Raw genomic sequence first — 17,996 nt, forward strand, 5'->3', positions numbered from 1 at the left:
GTGAAATGGATGTCAGGGAAACAGTCTGCAAAGCCCCGCTTCGGCGGGGTTTTCTTTTGCCCGCGAAAAAGTCAGGCGCTTGCCTGCGGGGCATTCATCACGTCTTCCAGCAAGGTGCGCAACAACGCTACCGTCGCTTGCTGGCGCTGGACGTCGCGGCACACCAGGCCCACCTTCAGCGGCACTCTTGGTTCACTCAACGGCTTCCACAGCAGCGCCTTGCTGTTGTGCTCATCCTGGGAGCGCCCCGGCAATACGGTGGCGAGCTGGGTATGGGGCAGGCTGTCGAGAATCCCGACCATCGTATTCAACTCCGCCTGCACCTGAGGCCGTCGTCCTAAATTGGATAACTGGCCTTGCCAGATCTGCCGCACCTGGAACTCTTCCCCCAACAGCAGCATCGGCAGCTCGGCCGCCTGTTTCAGCGAGACTTTCTTGAATTCCCGCAGTGGATGGTCTTCGGGAATGACCACCTTCAGTTCATCTTCGTACAGCAACACGCCCGTTAACCCCGGCTGGCGGGGTGGCAGGTAGCTGATGCCGATATCCAACGAGCCGTTGAGCAAGCGCCGCTCGATCTCAAGCCCGGTCAATTCATAGATCTGCACGACCAGGTGCGGCTGGGCTTTGCGCACGCGCTCGAGCATCTGCGGGACCAGGCTGGTGTGCACGGTTTGCAGCACGCCAATGGCCAAGGTGCGCATCGCCTGGCCCTTGAAGTTGCGCAAGGCCTCGACGGCTTGCTGCATACCATCGATGAGCGGCAATGCGTGGTTGTACAAGGTGTGTGCTGCCAATGTCGGCAACAGGCGCTTGCTGCTGCGCTCGAACAGGCTGACATCCAGGTTCTGTTCCAATTGGCGAATCTGTTGTGACAGGGCCGGTTGCGAGATCGACAGGCGCTCCGCAGCACGACCCACGTGGCCTTCCTCATACACCGCGACGAAATAACGCAGTTGCTTGAAATCCATAAGACTTACTTATCGAAAAAGCTGGAAAATCGAAATGGCCGATGGCCCCTCGGGCGCCTAGTCTAGCGCCTATTCGCAGGGCTTACAGGGCCGGATCGGGCAATGAATAGCGTTTATGTTGATGGCGTTTACATAGGCAAGGCAAAAAACCTCAAGGGTGTGTTTGTACGGGGCATCGACCAAGGTCCGGTTGCCATCGGGGGTGAGCTGTGAATCTGTTTCGTCGCCCTGCGCCGAGCCTGGACGATTTGATCGTGGATACGCGCCATGACGGCTCGAGTAAATCCCTGATGCCGACTGTGGCAAGGCCCGCGCAGGTGTTTGTGCGTGGCCAGGGCCCGTGGCTGTGGGACAGCGACGAGCGCGCCTACCTGGATTTCAGCCAGGGCAGCGCCGCCAACAGCCTCGGCCATAGCCCGCAGGTATTGATCAAAGCCCTGGCCGATCAGGCTCATATGCTCATCAACCCTGGCAATGGCCTGCACAACCGCGCCCAACTGAACCTCGTCGACCGGCTGTGCGACCACACCGGCAGCGACCAGGGTTACCTGCTCAACAGCGGCTCGGAAGCCTGTGAAGCCGCGATCAAACTGGCGCGTAAATGGGGCCAGCTGTATCGCGGTGGTGCCTATCGCATTATCAGCGCCAGCGGCGGCTGTCATGGGCGAAGCTTTGCGGCGTTGGCAGCCTCGACGAGTGCCGGCGGCAACCGTTTTGAGCCGCAACTGCCGGGTTTCAGCCATGTGCCCTTCAACGACTTGCCGGCGCTGCACGCCGCTGTCGATGCCCAAACGGTTGCCATCATGTTGGAGCCGATCCAGAGTGAAGCTGGCGTTATTCCTGCCACCGAGCACTATTTGAAGGGAGTCGAGCGGCTGTGCCGTGAACTGGGGATCCTGCTGATCCTCGATGAAGTGCAAACCGGCATGGGGCGTTGCGGCAGCCTGCTGGCCGAACAACAGTACGGCGTGCGTGCCGACATCATCACCCTCGGCAAAGGCCTGGGCGGCGGTGTGCCGCTGGCGGCGTTGCTGGCGCGCGGCAAGGCTTGTTGTTTCGAAGCGGGGGAATTGGCGGGGACGCATCACGGCAATGCACTGATGGCGTCTGCCGGTGTTGCCGTACTCGACACCGTGCTGGAAAGCGGTTTTCTTGAGCAGGTACGCGAATCCGGCCTGTACCTGGGAGAAGGCCTTGCCCGGCTGGCCTACCGCTACGGCCATGGGCAACTACGCGGCAACGGACTCCTGTGGGGCCTGACACTGTCAGATGATTCTGCGGATGCCGTGGTAAAGGCTGCATTGCACGAAGACCTGATCCTTATCGCCCCGCAACCCGACTGTTTGCGTTTTACTCCAGCCTTGAACGTGAGCAAAAGCCACATCGACGAAATGCTCCTGCGCCTGGCGCGCGCGTTCTCCCGCGTGCGTACCGCCCAACTGCAATGTCGCAAGGGCATCGCCGTTTAACCTCATATTCCTGAACCGTCTCGCGGCATACGCGGCGCCCCCAGCCTGATTCTTTTGGCTGGGGGCGTTTTTTTGTCTGCTCTCTTCAGGATGGCCCAACGCCAGATCCCACTGAACCCTCACGAACGCCCAAGGTCGATTAGCTACACGGCTCACACGAGCCGATTTTTTGGAGCTTACCCATGGACATCATTCGTATCATCATCGCCATTCTGCTGCCGCCATTGGGTGTGTTCCTGCAAGTGGGTTTCGGCGGGGCGTTCTGGCTGAACATCCTGCTGACCCTGTGCGGTTACTTCCCCGGCATCATCCACGCGGTGTACATCATCGCCAAGCGCTGAGGCCGTCAGCCTTTTGCGATGAGCCGTGAATTGCGCTCGTTGCGAAAGGCCAACTGCTCGATGGTCTGGGTGGCATGCTCGGCTTCTTCCCGCGCCTTGAGGATGATGCCGTGCTGCTCGGACTTGCTGCACACCGGGTCGGTGTTGCTCGCATCACCCGTGAGCATGAACGCCTGGCAACGGCAGCCGCCGAAGTCCTTTTCCTTTTCATCGCATGAACGGCACGGCTCGGGCATCCAGTCGTAGCCGCGAAAACGGTTGAAGCCGAACGAGTCGTACCAGATGTGTTGCATGCTGTGGTCGCGCACATTGGGAAATTGCACCGGCATCTGTCGGGCGCCGTGGCAAGGCAGGGCGGTGCCGTCCGGTGTGACTGTCAGAAAAATACTGCCCCAGCCGTTCATGCAGGCTTTTGGGCGTTCCTCGTAGTAATCCGGTGTCACGAAGATCAGCTTGCACGGATGGCCTTCGGCTTCGAGCTTGGCGCGGTATTCGTTGGTGATGCGTTCGGCGCGTACCAGTTGCTCCCGGGTCGGCAGCAAGCCCACACGATTGAGCTGCGCCCAGCCGTAGAACTGGCAAGTGGCGAGTTCGACGAAGTCTGCCTCCAGGGCAATGCACAATTCAATAATGCGATCGATCTTGTCGATATTGTGCCGATGGGTAACGAAATTCAGCACCATCGGGTAGCCGTGGGCTTTCACTGCGCGGGCCATTTCCAGCTTTTGCGCGAAGGCTTTTTTCGAGCCGGCCAGCAGGTTGTTCACCTGCTCATCGCTGGCCTGGAAACTGATCTGGATATGGTCCAGGCCAGCCTTTTTGAAGTCGCTGATTTTCTGCTCGGTAAGGCCGATGCCAGAAGTGATGAGGTTGGTGTAGAAACCCAGCTTGCGCGCCTCGGCGATCAGTTCGGCAAGGTCCTGGCGCACCAGCGGTTCACCGCCGGAAAACCCCAGCTGCGCAGCGCCCATTTCCCGCGCTTCGCGAAACACCTTGATCCACTGCTCGGTGCTCAGCTCTTTACCCTGTTCGGCAAAATCCAGCGGGTTGGAGCAATACGGGCACTGCAACGGGCAACGGTAAGTCAGCTCGGCAAGCAACCACAGTGGCAGGCCGATCGGTGGCTTTTCAGGCAAGTTCGATCCAGTGCTCAGCACGGGCGACCTCCATGAAATCCTCAATGTCTTTACCGAGTTCAGGCACGCCGGGGAATTGTTTATCCAGCTCGGCGATGATGGCGGCCACGTCGCGCTCGCCGTCGATCAGCCCGCCGATCAAGGCGGCGCTGTCGTTGAGCTTGATCATGCCTTCGGGGTAGAGCAGCACGTGGCCTTTTTGCGCCGGTTCGTACTGGTAGCGATAGCCCTGGCGCCAGCTCGGTGTTTTGCTGCGATCAAAGCTCATAGGGTGATCCCTGTATGCCAGACCCGCTGTTCGGTCACGCTGTGATACGGCGGGCGTTTAAGTTCGTAGGCCATGCTCATGGCATCCAGCATGCTCCACAGAATGTCGAGTTTGAACTGCAGAATTTCCAGCATGCGTTCCTGGCCTTCGCGGGTGGTGTAGTGCTGCAGTGTGATCGCCAAACCATGTTCCACATCACGGCGCGCCTGGCCCAAACGCGTACGGAAATACTCATAACCGGCCGGGTCGATCCACGGGTAGTGCTGCGGCCAGCTGTCGAGGCGCGACTGGTGGATCTGCGGTGCGAACAGTTCGGTCAGCGAGCTGCTGGCGGCTTCCTGCCAGCTGGCGCGGCGGGCAAAGTTGACATAGGCATCCACCGCAAACCGTACGCCGGGCAGCACCAGCTCCTGGGAGCGCAATTGGTCGGGGTCGAGGCCGACGGCCTGGCCCAGGCGCAACCAGGCTTCAATACCGCCGTCTTCACCGGGCGCGCCGTCGTGGTCGAGCAGGCGCTGGATCCACTCGCGGCGGATCTCGCGGTCCGGGCAGTTGGCCAGGATCGCGGCGTCTTTGAGCGGGATGTTCACCTGATAGTAGAAACGGTTGGCGACCCAGCCCTGGATCTGCTCGCGGGTGGCGCGGCCTTCGTACATCGCCACGTGATACGGGTGATGGATATGGTAGAAGGCGCCCTTGGCCCGCAGGGCGGCTTCGAACTCGGCGGTGGTCAACGGTGTGTCAGTCACTTCGTCTGCTCCTACAATTCAATGCTCATGCCGTCGTAAGCCACTTCGACATTGCGCCGCACCAGCTCGGCGCGCTCGGGGGAGTCTTCGTCGAGGATCGGGTTGGTGTTGTTGATGTGGATAAGCACCTTGCGCTGCTCGGGTAGCTGCTCCAGTACTTCGAGCATGCCGCCGGGGCCGTTCTGTGCCAGGTGGCCCATCTCGCGGCCGGTACGCGTGCCGACGCCCCGGCGCTGCATTTCATCGTCGTCCCACATCGTGCCGTCCACGAGCAGGCAGTCGCTGCCTGCCATGATTTCCAGCAGCGGCGCGTCGACTTTGCCCAGGCCCGGCGCATAGAACAGCTTGCCGCCGGTGCGCAGGTCTTCGACGATCAGGCCGATGTTGTCGCCTGGGTGCGGGTCGAAGCGGTGCGGCGAGTAGGGCGGTGCGGCGCTGCGTAGTGGCAGCGGGGTGAAGCGCAGGTTCGGGCAGGCCGGGATGGTGAAGCTGGCGTCCAGCTCGATACGGTTCCAGGCCAGGCCGCCGTTCCAGTGGGTCAACATGCTGAACAGCGGGAAGCCGGTGCTGAGGTCTTCATGGACCATGTCGGTGCACCACACCTGATGCGGGCAACCTTCGCGCAAGCTCAAGAGGCCGGTGGTGTGATCGATCTGGCTGTCCATCAGGATGATTGCGCTGATGCCGGTATCGCGCAGGGCACGGCCGGGTTGCATGGGCGCAAAGCCTAGCAGTTGCGCACGGATATCCGGCGAAGCATTGCACAGCACCCAGTTCACGCCATCGTCGGAAATCGCGATGGACGATTGGGTACGCGCCTGGGCGCGCAGGCTGCCGTCGCGAAAGCCTGCGCAGTTCACGCAGTTGCAGTTCCACTGCGGGAAGCCACCGCCGGCGGCGGAACCTAGAATCTGGACAAACATGATTGCTCCATCACGCAAAGCTCAAAACAAAAACGCCCCGGGCGAACCGAGGCGTTGTATTACTCAGCCAATCAACGGCTGGCGAAGTACATGGTGACTTCGAAACCGATACGCAGATCAGTGTAAGCGGGTTTGGACCAGGTCATATTCATACTCCTACCAAGGGATGGGACGTTCACTACCAAGTAATACATATAGTCCACCTCCTATCGGAGATGTTCAGATATTGCGTATGAATATTACGCAATTATTTTCAAGTTAGCGCTGTCTTGACGGAAAAAGCCTGTTGCAGGGTTGGCAACGATCAGCCTGCCGGTTGCCAGGAATCGTTGATTCGCGGGCCGTTGGCCACACAGCGCCAGCCGCCTGAGGCATCGTTGAGTTGCTGGGCGGCGTGCTGCAGATCCTCGCGTGTGCGGTTTTGTATCAAGTGTTGTAGCTGGTCCAGGTAACCCATCGAGTGGCCCGCCAACTGCGCCTGCCACAGCAGCTCGGCGGCTTGGCTAAGGGGCAGTTGCTGGGCAGTGAATTGCTGCGCCAGGGGCTGGTTGCCCAGGTCTGGGCTGCTGTCGATTAACGTCGGTAGCTGCTTCAGAAAGGTCTGCAGGTGATCGACGATCCCGCTCAGTGAAACGCTGGGGGACTGCACGCCAAACAGCAATCCGGTTTGTCCGTTGATCTGTCGGATGCCGCTGAATACTGCGTAGCCTATTTGTAGCTCGACCCGCAGACGCTGGTAAAACGGCCCGTGCAGCAGATGCCCAAGCAGTCGCCAGGCGGCTTCATCGGCCACGGTTAGCGTCGGCGCTGGGCAAAACAGCAGCAAAGCCGCGTCGTTGGCGTCTGTTTTCACCCTGTGCCAGAGCTTCTGGCCGTCGAGGGTTGGGGGTGTGTGCTCAATACTTGCTGCCTGCCCAGGCAGCCGCGCTGCGGCGATTTTGATCGCGGCTTCACAAGCGGCCGGTAACCCAACGCCGAGCCCATGCCATCGAGCTGTCGCCCATGACACTGGCCCGGAGTGAGTGCCGCTGCAGCAAGTCGGCAGCGCCTTGAGCAACGCTCGGATGGCGATCATCGGTGTTGCGGCGGGTGCGGCTTCTGGTGGCTGGCTTAAGCTTTGCGCCAATACGTCCAGAACAGCCGGCATGGGCTGGTGAAGACCGACCATTTTCACCAGGAAATCGTTGCCGATCGTTTCGAAAGACAACTCAACGCCGGCCTGACGGGCATTCTCGCGCAATGGCTGTAATGTATTTTCCAACCCCACGGGCGCGGCGTTATCAAACCGCCATTGCAGATACAGCGCACCTTCATCGGTGTCATCCGCCAATGCCTGGCTGAATGTCAGCGCCGACACCTCCCGACGGCCTCTGGAACGGTCTTGGGCGAAGGTACGCAACCCCCGGTGGGCGCTGGTCTGGCCGCGGATCAGCCCGGCGCGTTGTTCGTTGGCAGCTGGACGCAGGAACGGGTTGCTGGGCGGCAACTGCCAAAGGTGTTGGGACGGTTCAAGGTGCAGCGAATCCAGCAGCGCTTTCAGTGCGGCAGCGCCCTGTTCCGACAGGTCTTCACGTTCATTTCGCACCACTGCCAGTGCGCTTTGGATCTGTTGCTGACGGGCGTTCTGCAAGGCGTACTCTTCGCGCAAAGGTGTCCAATCGCTGTGTGCGAAAAAGCCCAGCCAGTCGTGCAACAACGCTTCGATTTGCGTAGCCGAATCGCCTTGAGTCTCGAGGGTAAAGTCGATATCCAATACGGCTTGCCCGGCAAACGCATAAAGCACGGTCGCCTGCATGGCATTGGCCAGCTTTCGTGCTTTCAGCTCGGCCAGCAAACCACCCGGCTCCGCAGCGTTGAGCCAGGTGCAGAGAAACTCCAGTACTTGGCGAGGCGCGTCGCAGGTAATGACGCGGTGCAGGTGATTATTGGCGACGTGTTGATAGCCCCGCGCGTAGCCTGGCATCAATGCTGGCGGTGCGGTTTGGGGGCGCAGAGGGCCAGGAGCCAATTCGTCGCTGAAACGCTGGGCCAACGCTTGCAGTTCTTCGAGCGACTGCGGGCCGGCAAGACTCAATGTCATCTGCCCGCTCTGATAGAACGCGTTGTGAAACTCCCGAAGTGCCTGCTGAAATGCCTCACGTTCCACCGGGAGGCTATCCCGATTACCGGCATGAAAGCCGCGCAACGGATGATCAGCCGCCAAGCCCTCGAACAGCGCAACCTGCTGCTGTGCCTTGGCATCCTGGGACCAGGCCACAAACTCTGCCTGCAGCACTTCGCGCTCACGCACTTGGTCTTCAATCGTCAGGCGCGGATGGGTCAACATATCCGCCAGCCGCTCGAGCCCACCGGCAAAGGTTGGCACCGGCAATTCAAAGAAGAAGTCCGTGGTGCGCTCGCGAGTACTGGCGTTGACCTGCCCACCCTGGCGCTGCACGTAGGCCATCAAGCCTTCGCCTGTGGGAAAACGCGCGGTGCCGAGAAACAGCAAATGCTCAAGAAAATGCGCCAAGCCCGGCCACGCGAGTGGCACGTCATGGCTGCCGGCGGCCACGCGCAACATCGCGGCGCAACGCTTCAGGCGCGGCGCCTGACGCAAGGAAACCCGCAGGCCGTTGGCCAGGGTCAAGTCAAGGTGATGAGGGTGGGCCGGCGCAGGCATGGGCACTTCCGAAACGTAGAATGTGCCTATGCTAACAAACCGTCTGGCTCAGGGCTTGTGCAGCGCGCCGTACAGCTCTGGGCGACGGTCTTGCAGGTAGTGATTGGCCGCGCGGGCGTCCAGGATCGATTGGCGATCCAGTGTACCGACGATCAACGCTTCATCCAGCCCCGCCTGGGCGATTCGCTGGCCATTGGGCGCAGCAATACTGCTTTGCCCGCAGTACTGAATCTCGCCTTCGTGCCCGCAGTAGTTGGCGTAGACCACATAGCACTGGTTTTCAAAGGCCCGCGCCCGTACGGTCACGTCGGCAACAAAGTCGAACGGCACCATATTGGCCGTCGGCACCAGGATCACCTCGGCACCGGCCACGGCCAGGCGTCGCGTGTTTTCCGGGAACTCCAGGTCGTAGCAGATCAGAAAACCCAGCCTCCAGCCGTTAAGCTCCACCAGCGGGAAATCATCTTCCCCGGCGCTGAACATCGAGTGGTCCAGGTCGCCAAACAGGTGAGTCTTGCGGTAGTTGCACAGGCGCTGGCCGTGGGCATCGATCAATTGTACGGCGTTGTAGATCTGCCCGTCCTCAGCCCGCTCCGGGTACCCGTAGAGAATGGCCAGGCCGGCGCTTTTGGCCAGTTCGGCAATCGCCTGTGCCGACGGCCCATCCTGGGCTTCGGCGAGTGCGCCCACCGCTTCCGCGCCAATGTTGTAGCCGCTGAGGAACATCTCCGGCAGCACCAGCACGTCGGCACCGCTCGCTTCATGCGCCAATTGATGCAGGCGCTTGAGGTTGCCGGCCACATCCAGCGGCAGCGGTGGGCATTGGTACAGGGCGACACGCATGCTTAACTCCTTAATCGGCCAGGGCGATCGGGCCGATTTCGTCAAAGACATCACCTGGGCCCGGGTTTTCGGGGTGAGTGCTGCCGCCGAAGTGGGTCATGATGCCCCACACCGCATTCAGCGAGGTTTGCACCGCGCCCTCGACCCACGCAGGCGTCCAGGATACGTCGTCACCGGCGATAAAAATCCCACGCTGTTCGGCGGGCATGTCCTTCTGCATGAAGTGCGCATACATGCGCTGGTTGTAGCGATAGTGGCCGGGCAACGCGCCTTTGAAGGCGCCGAGGAAATGCGGGTCGGCTTCCCAGGACACGGTGATCGGGTCGCCGATGATGCGTGCCTTGATATCGACTTTCGGGTAGATCTTTTTCAGCGCGTCGAGGGCCAGTTTCACCCGCTTGTCGATAGGCTGCGGGAGCATTTTCAGCGCGTCGCTCATCCACGAGTACGACAGGCAAATCACGCCTGGCTTGTCGTCACCGTTGTCGAACAGATAGGTGCCACGGGTGAGGCGGTCGGTGAGGGTCATGCTCATCAGGTCGCGGCCGGTCTCCGGGTCTTTGTCTTTCCAGAACGGGCGGTCGACCATCACGAAGGTCTTGGACGATTGCATGTAGCGCGTGCGGTCCAGGGCCATCCACATTTTTTGCGAAAACAGGGTTTCGTCGCATTCGATCTGGGTGGTCAGCAACCAGCTTTGGCAGGTGGTCAGCACGGCGGCGTATTCGCGGGTGTCGCCGTAGTTGTCGGTGACCGCAAAGCGGCCATCGGCAGCGTGGGCAATGCGTTTTACCCCCGCCCGTGGCGCACCGCGATGCAGCGAGCTGAGGCTGGTGCCGGCAGGCCAGTGGGCGCAACGCTCCGGCACATGGCGCCAGATACCCATGGGCACTTGCGCTACGCCGCCAACCACCAGGTGTTGGTGATCGTCGCAGTTGGTCATCACCACGCGGAAGATTTCCAGCATCGAGTTGGGGAAATCCGAATCCCAACCACCCGTGCCGAAACCCACCTGGCCAAACACTTCGCGGTGCGCGAACGACAGCTTGGCGAACGCCTTGGACGTGGCGACGAAGTCATAGAAGGTGCGGTCGTCCCACAGCGGTACCAGCTTGTTCCACAGCGCTTTGAGGCGCGGCACGTCGCGATCGCGAATGGCTTGCTGGATATCACCGAACTGCGAGCCGGCCTCCAGCGCATCCGCCCAGGCATCGGCCACTTCCTGGAACAGCACGGGCAGGTCCGAGAGCTTCTGCGCGTAGTGGGTCTGGCCTTCGAGGTCGACCACTGTGCTGCCGGAAGCCGGTGTCAGCGGGTTGGGAAAAGGTTTGGTCTCAAGGCCCAGCTTGTCCACATAGTGGTAGAACGCGGTGGACGACACCGGAAAACGCATGCCGCCCAGCTCGGCGATGATGCCTTCGGCGCCTTCAAAGGCCTGGGAGCGCAAACGCCCGCCCATCTTCGAGGCCTCATACACCACCGGCTTGAGGCCCAGCTTCATCAGCTCGTAGGCTGCTACCAGCCCCGCGATCCCGGCCCCCACAATCGCCACTTCCGCGCCATGGTTGGCGGCGGGAATACTGCCCAGGCCGGCCGGGTGTTCGATCCAGTCATCAAAGGCAAACGGAAAGTCCGGGCCAAAGATGGTGATAGGTTTTTTACCGTCGGCGGGATGGCGATTGGTCTTGCTGATGGTGCTGGACGGAATGCTCATGGCTGACCTTACTGACGACTCGGCGGGATTCGACCCGTTGAGTATAGGAAAAGATGGCAGCCAGTTTAGGGAGCGTAGCGGTCGTTATTAAGACGCAATGTGTCGTCGGATTGAATTGTTTTTAGTCAGAATGACGAATTGGCTGGTCAAACTGGCTGGCCACGGTCCAATTTGTTACTGAGGATGATCGACGTGGTGGTTTTCTCTACGCCCTCGACACTGCCGATCTGGTCCAGCAACTGGTCCAGCTGTTCCGGCGAATCAGTGCGCAGCCAAGCCACATAATCGAACTCGCCACTCACCGCACACAACTGCTGCACCTGCGCCATGGCGCTCAGCCTGCGCAGCACTTCCTTGCCCGAGCGCGCTTGAACAGTAATGCCGACATACGCCTGCAACCCCCCGTCGACCACGCGCTGCCCGAGGCGCACGCCATAACCGGTGATCACCTGGGTTTTCTCCAGACGCGCCAAGCGCGAGGTTACCGTGGTGCGCGCAATGCCCAACTGCCGGGCAAGCATGGCCAAGCTTTCGCGGGCGTTGATCTGCAAGGCGGCGATCAGTTGGCGATCGATTTCGTCGAGGGCGGGCAAGGGTGGGGCTCCGGTGCGATGGGCAGTGGGGAGGTATGTTACAGATTTCCAGACACGAAAAAGCCGCGCAGTGCGCGGCTTTCTCGTTTGGTACGGATACAGGGCAGTATAAGAAAAAGCCCTTAACGCGGGCTCAGACTCGTTTTTTTGCATCATTGTAAACTTCGTCGTCACGTCGGTTGCCGGCGGCGATGATCAGTACTTCGACGGCTTTTCCATCAACCCGGTATACGATGCGTGTATCGCCAGTCCGAATTCGACGACACCCTGCAAGCGATCCGCTCAGGGCCTTCCCACTTTTATCGGGTTCTCCATTTACTATTCTTTCCTCGATGACGTCTAGGATCCTGTTTGCTGCTGTGGATCCAAGCCTGTCGAAGTCGCCTTCAGCATCTGGGTGATAGTTGACTCCCCAAGCCATCGCAAATCCTTAGTCTTTTTTGGCGTACCTGGCTCGCATATCTGCGTGAGAGATAGCCGATTTTGGGTTAAAGCTCGCCAAGCGATCACGCGCAGTAGCTTCGATTCGTAGGTCTTCCAGCTCATCCATCAATTCTTGATAAGCATCCACATTCACGATGACTGCAGCCGGTTCATTGTCTTTGAACACGACCAAGCGATCGGTGGTGCGGCTTGAGATTTCTTTGAGCTTTGAACTGAAGCTCCTAACCATTGCGGTAACCGATATGGCCTGGTCGGCCCGATCAAGTAGCGCTGCCATACTGAACTCCAAGGCAATATAAGCTAACCATGTACAAAGGCATGCTAAATTCTATGTACTGTACGACGCGAAGTATTGCTCATATTTGAGCATTTGTTAAGCATTCGCTAAGCATTTTTTGTATGGCTGATCGAATGAATTTTGCCAGCAGGATTCTCAGTTGACGGCGAATTCGCCGCTAAATTCGTCGAATTAAGATCTAAGTCTTTGTTTTTTCGAGCGCTATTAGCTGTCGCACGGTTCAGCGTTCGGCAGCGGGGCACGAAACGCCACCATTGCGCGCTTCAACGCAACCTGCTGCTGCATGACTTCATTCTCTCGGCCGGGCGCAGTGCGCAGACCATGTGCCGTGCTGGATTTTATGGTGTTTGGGGGAGGGCTACTTTCAACGCAAAACCAACCGAGTCGATTATGGGCGCGTTGGTCAACCGACAATCGCTTGGCCTAACGGGGCTGAGGTGAAGGTGTTGGAAAATTCGAGTGGACATATTGTGGACACTTTTGCTGGTCTGGCTGGAAAATCTGAGCCAGAAAGCTTGGGTGCAAAAGCGACGAAAACCACGCATTGCGTGGCTTCGAAGATGGTGGGCCCAGTAGGACTCGAACCTACGACCAAGGGATTATGAGTTGCTGGGCGAGCTGATATGCCTAGAGAAAGCGTTCGTAGGTGAACGTAGGTTGGCATAGTTACAGGCCCCGAATTGCATGGTGCTAAGCGTAGTTTTGAGAAGGATAGCAAAACTGATTGCTGTACTGTTATGGTACCTGTGAACCTAAATGTCAGACGAGCCCGAAGCTATCCTTTGATGTGATAATCACCGCGATATAGGCGTGGCCAATATTTAGAGGTGACTGGGAGAAAAAATCGGCAGAGCGGGTTTAATCAAACGCTCGCACAAGCCGGATTCCCAGCATCAGCTGCTATTGCTGGGCATAAGGTCATTAAGTAGATATACAATCACCTGGACAAGATCACAAATGCGAGTTGATCCACAGAATTAAATGAATACTCGTTCTTTCCGATCAAGTGGCCGCCTATTAGCGGCCACCTGAAATAGTTTGAATTAGTTGTCCAAAGCCTTAGTTATTTTATCGACCCCTCTGTAATTCTCTGATCGGCCAATCGTTACGGCTTCATCTGCAACAGCATTAAAGCGCGAATCATCATAGAGCGCCGATCCTGCTAGTTTTGCCATTGCATAAGAGTAAGCAAAAGCAAAAAAACCATACTTGTGTACTAGTTTTTTGGAGCGAATATCTTCAATTGAGATGTCGGCTACAGCAGTAATCGCTTGATCAAACTCAGCAAGGCGAGTCGAAGAAATCATAAAGTTTAACTTGTATATGATGTCGCCAGGGGACATAAGGCATGCCTCCTCATAGTATTTACGGGCGCTCCTGTCGTCTCCAAGCGAGCCAGAGATAAGTCCGCCGTAGTTTACGAAATTTGGGCTTCTTAATCCAAAGGATTGCAATCTTTTATAGTCGGCCATTGCGGTGTTGTTCTCTCCTTTGTTGCGAAGAGAATATAGAGTATCTGTCACCACCGAATAACCGAAATGTCTGACAGCTAAGTCGGATGAGCGACCAAGCTCGGACGAAGCATATTGGGCAAACTCTATTGCATACGTGTGGCTAAGTTTGTCTCCCTTGATGTTTTTTCCCGGAATAACGTCTTTCTCACAAAACACTCCTGCTAAGATCCCAAGATCAGGATGTTCCTGCCGCATCAGCTCAACAAACTCGGAAACCTTGTCTTCATTATAAAATTTGCCTGCGCCAACTATACAGATAGACGAGCTGTCAATCACCTCTACATGCCTAACTGCCGGAAACTTAATCTGAGCGGCCCTATATATTCTAACAAGTGCATCATTCAAAGATCCAATGCCAAACATACGCACATAGTCTGACTGCTTGGATAAATTAATAAAGATGGCGAACGGCTTTTCTTTAGATGCGACAGCTTCCACAACATAGCGCTGCGTTTTTTCTAAAGCGCTTGTTTCCTCGCTCTCCGATTTAGATGGGAAGTACTTAGATATACCAGAAAGCAAGTGTCTAATGCTACCGGCAGGGACAGCCTCCAAGTGCGAACCAATTTCGAAGCTCGCCGCTTTGTCCAATGATGATATGTATGCAAATGAAAGTTCCGATTGAACGTTAAAAACAGTCAGCCTTCCGCTTTCAACTCTAGGGTAATGGCCTAGTGCTCTAGTTGTGCGGCCATTATTTACAATAAATTTTTTTTCTCCAGTAAATGTCGGGGAAAATATTTTAAATTCCTGCCCCTTTTCTACACCAACATCAGATCCAATATCAATGGCAACAACACCGCTGCCATGATCCTGTTCTAGAATTCGACCGCAGCGAGTTAATATGTCATCATAAAAAATAACTTGGTCTCTCCCGCCCGCTTTAGCCCTATACAACGCGGTATCGGATTTTTCTAAGAACTCTGAGACCACCCTGGTGCTATTCTTAGGTAATACTCCTGAGTGAAAATAAACGCCAACACTTGCTGTAATCCTTCTTTCTGCAAGCGGCGGTGGATATAAACCCGTGGGGACGCTATCCAATGAAAGCATTTGCCACTCGCTCTCGCTAGGAAGTGGGTCATCTGCGATTGCTTTTCTAAAGAGTGTAGCCCACTCTCGAAATCTCTCTTTATTAGCAGCGGCCTCGATGGCAATAAGAAACTCTTCTCCCGAGGGGTGTCCCACATGGATCTTAACCGCAGTTTCCTCTGCCTCTATAATTTTTTGTGCTGCTGCATCTAAACGGTATCCAAATGCTTTTAGAACCTGATCTCCATATATGTGCCCCCACGTGTCATTAACCTGTTTAAAAAAATCTATATCTATAGCTAGCACACCTATAGCAGGGGGAGAACTTGCCTCATGTTGATCTCCGACCAATGCAGCATTAGATGATAATCCTGATATTGCCTCATTTAAATGAAAACTGAATGCATCCTTTGCTAGCAGATCGGTCAGAGAGCTATGACCAACTTTATACCTGTTGATAGCAACGTTTCTTGCTTCATCTATGGTTTTCCTGATTTTATCCCTGCGAGGGAGCCGTGGCTTTGCAACAAAACTGACGTGAACTGAATATTTTCCATCCTCGAAATAATAAAATCCTGTATTTCCATCCGAAAAGAAATAGTTGGGATTTTCACGTGAAAGATCTAGATGCGCACTGATACTCTGATGGGCTAAATGACCAGTTATAGAGTACCATTTACCATTAAATTCATAAAAAATCTTGGCCGTTGCCAGGTCTTTAGCGACAGATGCGACTATTTCATCTGAAATATATTTTAACCTTTTTATTTTCATATAGAACACCGCAAAGGAGGTAGATGGCAAAATAGCCGGTCTATGAGAGGATGGAAGATATTAAGAATAAAGTTAGGGCGAACACCCCTGGCTCATACAGGTCGTGTTTTCCGTACGCATTGGTGTTATCAGTCTTCAGATTTATGAGTGCCGATTTAATTTTTTTGAGAGAAATAATAGCGTGCAGACCACACATGCTTGTTGATCCCTGCAAATCAAAGTTTATATATGGTGGAGTTCTTAGGATAGTTGGGCATCCCCAGAACAGCGGCCCTGCTTTCACTCCTGATTTCACGTCGCGTACTAGCAACGGGCTTCCGAATTTCAGGCACTGCCACTCCGCTGTGGGATGGTGTGTTTGTTTATTCAGTTGCCAACAACCATGGAAGCGCATGAGCAGGTCGCCGGTATCGCCCTTGGAACACGGCGATTTGAGCAGCGCAAGCATCAGTATGGCCGGGGTAAACTGGCTTGGCATGCCCCAGATCTGGGCGATGATAGGGGTGAAGTCCATTTCTCAGCCTTTTGGAGATCCAGCGTTAGCCGAATAGTACCGAAAATTGGCGTAATGGCACTATAGTATTGCAGTGAAGTGCTCAACTAATCCCGGAAACGACGTAAGTTTCTCCTCGGCCTTAGCTGGCGCCAGCTCGTCGTTGAATTGATGAGGCCGAATCCAGTTATATCGATGCATCAAAAATGGCTGATGTCGCGCTGTACTTACTGTGCAGTTCTATAGCCTAAGGTCAGTATCTATTCCGTTTTCATACTCCGGAGGCCCCCGCTCCCTTGGTGCATTGACGCTCCTATGTCAACAAGATCGAGCTGAATCGGCTAAATCTGCCAGGATCAAAGGGTATAGCTCCCTGACGATATAGCGCTTTAAACAGCGCTGGATTTCTTTGGAAGACAAACCTTCAGCACTACGACGGGCGACGTAGCTTTGGGTTTTGGGATCACCTCGCATGCGTACCATCGCAATGGTCCATAGGGCGTTGTTCGCAGACCGATTCCCACCTCTGTTTAAACGATGTCGCACCGTTTTACCCGAGGATGCCGGTAAAGGACTGACCCCACAGAGGGCGGCGAGAGCTGCTTCACTTTTTAACCGCTCCGGGTTATCACCTGCTGTCGAAAGCAGCACGGCCGCCGTTTGAGGGCCGACGCCGAATTGTTCACGTAAACGGCGAGCATGTTGGCGAGTCAGGTTTTCTAGAATGGCATCGAGCTTTTCAACTTCCTCTGCCAATGCCAGCCAGCGCTTGCCCAATAGACACAGGGAGGTCGTTAAGATGTTCAGGAATTCAGTCGCGCTCCGTGAGCGAAGACGTGCACATCCCTTGGCGCAGTCGGCAGGTTTGGTTTTCCAGAGCCGTTCACGAATGTCTTGCGGGGCACTGACGAGCAAAGCTCTCAATTGATTGATCGCTTGGGTTTTCGCTCTGACTGCGCTGCGCCGAGCAACCGAAACCACCCGCATCGCCTCGGCCACACCCGATTGGGTCTTGGCGATCGCCGTGGCGTTTCCCGAAAGAACGGATCGAGCCGCGCTCTCGGCGTCGGTGGGATCGGATTTCCCCTGGAGCCGGCGTTTGGAGCGATCAGGGCGGTTAACCTCCAGCACCTCGATGCCATGATCACGCAGGACACGGGCTAAACCCGCGCCATAAGTTCCGGTGCCTTCCACGCCGGCACGCTTCAACATACCGAAGGAGTTGGCCCAGGTAACGAGCTTGAGATATCCGCTGGTATCGGTTGTTACCGCCAAGCAGCCAAGCAGGTTTCCATTCGTGTTGATCAAGACCCCTACGTGGGTATCCAGATGTGTATCAACTCCCAAGATGACTTCGTTTTCGTCCATGGGGCTGTTCATGACTAATGCCTCCGATGAGAACGCATTACCAACCCCATACGCAGGACAGGACACTCAAGATGCAGGACAAGGCTCCTATCAGGTCACAGACGCTGGGCCCGGCAATGCCAGGGAACGTCAGCGTCCAATCGACAGGTCAACGCAAAGGCACTCTATTGGCCAATCCCAGCACGGGTCAGATTGGGCCGACGCTCTTGAGCATAGTGAACTGAGTATCCCAACAATTTCCTCGCCGGCTCATACTCTGACTCATGCGATATCGCCAAAGGCGCTGGCGAAAACTCCGACTTCCATATTGCGAGCCCTGGTCGGAGTGGAACAGCAGACCTTGAGGCTTCCCTCGCTGTTCGTAAGCCATGTCCAAGGCCTTGATGACCAAGTCCGCATCCGGC

Annotated in this window: 17 protein-coding genes and 2 pseudogenes; 2 read left to right on the forward strand and 17 right to left on the reverse strand. The window is 56.5% G+C overall.

Features of this window, described 5'->3' with window-relative positions:
* Nucleotides 1-71: 71 nt before the first annotated feature.
* Entirely contained in the window at nt 72-971 is a 900-nt protein-coding gene (locus BLV67_RS30305; RefSeq protein WP_065929400.1) for a LysR family transcriptional regulator, read from the reverse strand.
* A 209-nt stretch (nt 972-1,180) separates the two neighbouring features.
* Between BLV67_RS30305 and BLV67_RS30310 the strand changes: the two genes are divergently transcribed.
* Both BLV67_RS30310 and BLV67_RS30315 read left to right on the forward strand, forming a co-directional pair.
* Nucleotides 1,181-2,440, forward strand: coding sequence for an aspartate aminotransferase family protein (locus tag BLV67_RS30310; RefSeq protein WP_069787023.1), 1,260 nt, complete (start codon nt 1,181-1,183; stop codon nt 2,438-2,440).
* 182 nt (nt 2,441-2,622) lie between these two features.
* Nucleotides 2,623-2,781, forward strand: a complete 159-nt coding sequence (locus BLV67_RS30315; protein WP_003194776.1) for a YqaE/Pmp3 family membrane protein — start codon at nt 2,623-2,625, stop codon at nt 2,779-2,781.
* A 5-nt stretch (nt 2,782-2,786) separates the two neighbouring features.
* Here the strand turns inward: BLV67_RS30315 and pqqE are convergent, their stop codons facing one another.
* The 16 genes and pseudogenes from pqqE to BLV67_RS30395 all read right to left on the reverse strand — a co-directional run.
* Nucleotides 2,787-3,917, reverse strand: coding sequence for a pyrroloquinoline quinone biosynthesis protein PqqE (pqqE, locus tag BLV67_RS30320; protein ID WP_141722723.1), 1,131 nt, complete (start codon nt 3,915-3,917; stop codon nt 2,787-2,789).
* Nucleotides 3,910-4,185, reverse strand: coding sequence for a pyrroloquinoline quinone biosynthesis peptide chaperone PqqD (gene pqqD, locus BLV67_RS30325; RefSeq protein ID WP_069787025.1), 276 nt, complete (start codon nt 4,183-4,185; stop codon nt 3,910-3,912). The genes pqqE and pqqD overlap by 8 nt, the downstream gene beginning before the upstream one ends.
* Complete coding sequence (gene pqqC / locus BLV67_RS30330; protein ID WP_069787026.1) at nt 4,182-4,934, reverse strand: pyrroloquinoline-quinone synthase PqqC; 753 nt, start codon at nt 4,932-4,934, stop codon at nt 4,182-4,184. Before pqqC ends, pqqD begins: the two co-directional genes overlap by 4 nt.
* Nucleotides 4,935-4,945: 11 nt before the next feature.
* Complete coding sequence (gene pqqB / locus BLV67_RS30335) at nt 4,946-5,857, reverse strand: pyrroloquinoline quinone biosynthesis protein PqqB (RefSeq protein ID WP_069787027.1); 912 nt, start codon at nt 5,855-5,857, stop codon at nt 4,946-4,948.
* Between the two features lie 71 nt (nt 5,858-5,928).
* Nucleotides 5,929-6,003 (reverse strand): pyrroloquinoline quinone precursor peptide PqqA, encoded by a 75-nt coding sequence (gene pqqA / locus BLV67_RS30340; RefSeq protein ID WP_003194766.1) that lies wholly within the window; start codon nt 6,001-6,003, stop codon nt 5,929-5,931.
* A gap of 158 nt (nt 6,004-6,161) precedes the next feature.
* A complete protein-coding gene (gene pqqF, locus BLV67_RS30345) occupies nt 6,162-8,519 on the reverse strand; it encodes a pyrroloquinoline quinone biosynthesis protein PqqF (protein WP_069787028.1) in 2,358 nt (785 codons plus the stop codon).
* Between the two features lie 48 nt (nt 8,520-8,567).
* The gene (locus BLV67_RS30350) at nt 8,568-9,362 is read right to left on the reverse strand and encodes a carbon-nitrogen hydrolase family protein (protein WP_069787029.1); all 795 of its coding nucleotides are present in this window, start codon (nt 9,360-9,362) and stop codon (nt 8,568-8,570) included.
* Nucleotides 9,363-9,372: 10 nt separating this feature from the next.
* The gene (locus BLV67_RS30355) at nt 9,373-11,055 is read right to left on the reverse strand and encodes a flavin monoamine oxidase family protein (RefSeq protein WP_065929487.1); all 1,683 of its coding nucleotides are present in this window, start codon (nt 11,053-11,055) and stop codon (nt 9,373-9,375) included.
* A gap of 167 nt (nt 11,056-11,222) precedes the next feature.
* The gene (locus BLV67_RS30360) at nt 11,223-11,669 is read right to left on the reverse strand and encodes an Lrp/AsnC family transcriptional regulator (protein ID WP_069787030.1); all 447 of its coding nucleotides are present in this window, start codon (nt 11,667-11,669) and stop codon (nt 11,223-11,225) included.
* A gap of 133 nt (nt 11,670-11,802) precedes the next feature.
* Complete coding sequence (locus BLV67_RS30365; RefSeq protein ID WP_069787031.1) at nt 11,803-12,090, reverse strand: type II toxin-antitoxin system RelE family toxin; 288 nt, start codon at nt 12,088-12,090, stop codon at nt 11,803-11,805.
* A gap of 9 nt (nt 12,091-12,099) precedes the next feature.
* On the reverse strand, nt 12,100-12,390 hold the full coding sequence (locus BLV67_RS30370; protein WP_056857840.1) for a Phd-YefM: 291 nt from the start codon (nt 12,388-12,390) through the stop codon (nt 12,100-12,102).
* 1,064 nt (nt 12,391-13,454) lie between these two features.
* A complete protein-coding gene (locus tag BLV67_RS30375) occupies nt 13,455-15,731 on the reverse strand; it encodes a GGDEF domain-containing protein (protein WP_083269356.1) in 2,277 nt (758 codons plus the stop codon).
* Between the two features lie 40 nt (nt 15,732-15,771).
* A complete protein-coding gene (locus tag BLV67_RS33190; protein WP_069787033.1) occupies nt 15,772-16,245 on the reverse strand; it encodes a hypothetical protein in 474 nt (157 codons plus the stop codon).
* An 82-nt stretch (nt 16,246-16,327) separates the two neighbouring features.
* Nucleotides 16,328-16,505 (reverse strand): annotated as a pseudogene (locus tag BLV67_RS30385) (IS3 family transposase); the annotation flags it as partial.
* A gap of 37 nt (nt 16,506-16,542) precedes the next feature.
* Complete coding sequence (locus BLV67_RS30390) at nt 16,543-17,604, reverse strand: IS110 family RNA-guided transposase (RefSeq protein WP_065929682.1); 1,062 nt, start codon at nt 17,602-17,604, stop codon at nt 16,543-16,545.
* A 214-nt stretch (nt 17,605-17,818) separates the two neighbouring features.
* Nucleotides 17,819-17,996: pseudogene (locus tag BLV67_RS30395) on the reverse strand (DDE-type integrase/transposase/recombinase); the annotation flags it as partial.

Origin of the sequence: Pseudomonas salomonii (genome assembly GCF_900107155.1) — a bacterium.
Classification (GTDB): domain Bacteria; phylum Pseudomonadota; class Gammaproteobacteria; order Pseudomonadales; family Pseudomonadaceae; genus Aquipseudomonas; species Aquipseudomonas salomonii.